The sequence below is a fragment of the uncultured Pseudoalteromonas sp. genome (assembly GCF_963922945.1).
In the GTDB taxonomy this organism is placed as follows: domain Bacteria; phylum Pseudomonadota; class Gammaproteobacteria; order Enterobacterales; family Alteromonadaceae; genus Pseudoalteromonas.
In genome coordinates this window covers 1-3,838 of the sequence record NZ_CAWUKC010000145.1, presented here as the reverse complement: position 1 = coordinate 3,838, position 3,838 = coordinate 1, and the positions used below count along the sequence as shown (strand labels likewise).

Sequence of the window (3,838 nt, the reverse complement as noted above, 5' to 3'; positions counted from 1 at the left end):
AAATCCCTCGACTAACAAGTCGTGCCGGTTCAAGTCCGGCCTCGGGCACCACTTTTGCTAAAGTCTTTTTAGTAAATTAATATCCTACATTTAAATAAATACTCAATTTTTATATAACAACCACTTTGTTCATCTTTATGGCTATTTTTTAAAGGTTAATAGCAATTGGCTTAATTAAGTGGCAAATTTGAGGCAAACAATCGTGCTTAAAGCAAAACGTACGTATTGCTTACGTTAGCATTAGTTAATTAAACCTACATAACTTCCCCTATACCCCTTTGCTGCTGTTTAGATCCAATTCAGTTTATAAAGGCAATTTTGCATAAATGCGCGACTACCTAATGATATAAACTTGACCGCTAGAGGTGCAACTAGCACTTGGATGTTATGCGCTTATATGCGCGCTCTATTTATTTAAAACAACGTGCTACAAAGGTGCATTGCCAAAGCTAAACGGTTTGATGATTAAATACGTGCGTTAACGTATTAGCTAAAGTGTAGGTAAGGAAATAAAGTAGAAAGCAAAGCGACACAAGGCCGCTTTGCTTAACTCAAGAGTACTATGACTTCGTTTGTGCTCTATAAATAGGGTATTCGCTCATTAAGCCTTGAATAAGTGCCACACACATCAAAATCAATACAATCGAGAACGGCAAGGCTGTTGTTACCACGCCTGATTGTAAAGCCTGCAGGGCCTGTGAACCTCCTACCCACAGTAATACTGCGGCTATGGCTCCCTCTATAGATGCCCAGAATATACGTTGTGGTACCGGCGCATCAATCTTACCGCCCGCGGTTATACCATCTATTACCAGCGACCCAGAATCAGAAGAAGTAATAAAAAACACTAAAACAAGCACAATTGAAATAACACTAATAAAGCTACTTAGTGGGAGCTGCTCATAAACTTGAAATAATGTCACAGATATGTCGGTTAAACCATTTTGTCCGAGAGGACCAACTTGTTCAATAATTTGTGAAATAGCTAAATTACCAAACACCCCCATCCAAACTAAGCTCAACAGTGTTGGTAAGCCAATTACAACTAATAAAAACTCTCGTACAGTTCGCCCTCTAGACACGCGGGCAATAAACATACCGACAAACGGTGACCATGATATCCACCAAGCCCAGTAAAATACCGTCCACGCATGCATCCAATCCTCATCCTCACGGCCAAACGGATTGCTAAGCGGGAGCATGTGCTCAACGTATGCACCAAAGGTGAACCAAATAGCCGTTATTGAATCACTAAATGTAAGCCAGATAATGGCAACTAGTAGGATAAATGCACATATAAGGTTGATGTTACTCAGTACTTTTACACCGCCTTCAATGCCTTTGATAACAGAAACAATGGCAATACAGGTCACAAGAGCAATAACAGTGATTTGAAAAGCAGTGCCATAGTCAGTACCAATTAAATAGTTTATACCGCTTGTTGCTTGTTGCGCACCCAAACCAAGAGATGTAGCTAAACCAAAGAGGGTTGAGAGTACAGCAAGTATATCTATAATATGACCAAGCCAGCCCCAAGCGCGATCACCAAATAAGGGGTAAAAAACCGAACGTATAGATAGCGGTAAACCTTTATTGTAAGCAAAAAAGGCCAAGCTTAATGCTACAATGGCGTAAATGGCCCAGCCATGTAATCCCCAATGATACATAGTCGCGCCCATAGCTAAAGAATGCGCTTCAGGAGTATTAGGCTCAGCATTCATTGGCATTAAATACCAATCTGTAAAATATGCAGCAGGCTCTGCGACTCCCCAAAATAGTAAACCTATACCCATACCTGCAGCAAATAGCATTGCCAACCATGATAAATAACCATGCTCAGGTTTTGCATCTACTCCGCCTAGGCGAATTTTACCAAGCGGGGAGAGCGCTAGTACGAAGCAAAACAATACGAAACCATTAGCAATCAACATGAAATAGCTATCAAATTTATTGATAATGGCATCTTTAGTTGAGGTAAGTGCTTCTCTGACAATTTCAGGATCAAGCAATAAGGTAAGGGCAACAAATAATATAACTAAAAATGAGCTGATCCCAAACACAGGGTTATGTACATCAAACCCCCATTTTTGAATGTTGTCTTGGCCAACCTGATAATCGGTGGTATCAATACTATATTTGTTCAATTGGTCATCCATCATGACTCCTTTATTTTATAGATAACGAACTTCGGTAATGTTGTACGTAAGTGAAAGCAAAAAACGTCTATTATTGTTATTTAATTATGGTATAGATATCTGAAATACAATAATAAATATTTATTGTCTTTAAAAGGTAAAAAAAAAGCGAGCTAATGCTCGCTTAATGCTTATTGAATTTGCTTTACTTCCACGCGTTAGGGTCGACTTCTTTAGCAAGCTTAGGGTGCTTGTCCTTATCAAAGGTAGGTAAAATACCTTGTTTATTTTGCGAGTTGTAATCTTTAGATAACCACACAACCACACCTGAAAGCATAAACAGTGCTATTACATTTACAATCGCCATTAAACCCATAGAGATATCAGCAAGTGTCCAAATAATACCGAGTTCGCCAATAGCGCCGAACATAACCATAGCCAGCACAAGCAACCTAAATATAAACATGCCTTTTTTAGAGTTATGTTCTAAAAACATTAAGTTTGTTTCGGCATAAGAGTAGTTCGCAACAATAGAGGTAAAAGCAAAAAATAAAATAGCAATAGCAATAAAGTAAGTACCACCGGCACCAATATGTTCTTGTAATGCAGCTTGGGTTAATTCAATTCCAAGTACGCCAGATTCAGGTACAAGTTGGTTAGATAGTAAAATTAATGACGCCGTTGCTGTACAGATAACAATAGTATCTATAAATACACCCAACATCTGAACATATCCTTGTGAAGCTGGATGTGGTGGATAAGGCGTAGCTGTAGCAGCGGCATTAGCTGCACTCCCCATGCCCGCTTCATTTGAAAATAAACCACGTTTTATGCCTTGGATCATGGCTTGTGTTACACCATAACCAATTGCACCAGCGCCAGCCTGCTCTAAACCTAATGCGCTCTTAACAATAAGTACAATAACATCAGGTAATGCAGTAAAATTAACCACACATACATAAATAGCTACTAATAAATAGGCTAGCGCCATAAATGGAACAACCATTTCGGCAAAACGTGATATTGTTTTTAATCCACCAAAAATAATAATTCCTGAGCCAATGACAAGTGCAATACCTACTATATATTTAGGTACATCAAACGCTACTTCAAAAGCGGCAGCAATAGAGTTTGACTGTACAGCGTTAAATACTAGGCCAAAAGCTAAAATCAAACACAGCGAAAATAGCACACCCATCCAGCGCTTACCTAAACCGCGCTCCATGTAATAGGCAGGTCCCCCTCTAAAATTACCATCAGCATCTTTAGTTTTGTAAGCTTGTGCTAATGTACTCTCTGCAAAACTGGTCGCCATACCTATCAAAGCAATCAACCACATCCAAAATATAGCACCAGGACCACCTAAATAAAGTGCCACTGCAACACCGGCCATATTACCGGTTCCAACACGCGCCGCTAAAGAAGTACAAAAAGCTTGAAAAGATGAAATCTCATCACCACCACATTTGCGCGAGCCAAACATAACTTTAAACATATGTGGAAACTGTACAAATTGAATAAAGCCTAATCGAATAGTAAAAAAGACACCTGCTGCTATTAATAGGTAGACGAGAACTTGGCCCCAAAGTAAGCCACTTATACTATTTATTATATCTGTCATGAATACGACCTAAGTACATGAGTTAAAAAGTGCTGGCAACTTACCATAACAAATCAAAAGAGTTTAGTTTTAAAAGCAAAAA

At 39.0% G+C, this 3,838-nt stretch carries 2 protein-coding genes; both read right to left on the bottom strand.

The window, feature by feature from the left end; genetic code table 11:
• Positions 1–560: 560 nt before the first annotated feature.
• Positions 561–2,156: a BCCT family transporter gene (locus AABI99_RS17630; RefSeq protein WP_338367427.1), complete on the bottom strand. Its 1,596-nt coding sequence runs from the start codon at positions 2,154–2,156 to the stop codon at positions 561–563.
• Between the two features lie 184 nt (positions 2,157–2,340).
• On the bottom strand, positions 2,341–3,756 hold the full coding sequence (locus tag AABI99_RS17625) for a sodium:alanine symporter family protein (protein ID WP_338367426.1): 1,416 nt from the start codon (positions 3,754–3,756) through the stop codon (positions 2,341–2,343).
• Between the last annotated feature and the right edge of the window lie 82 nt (positions 3,757–3,838).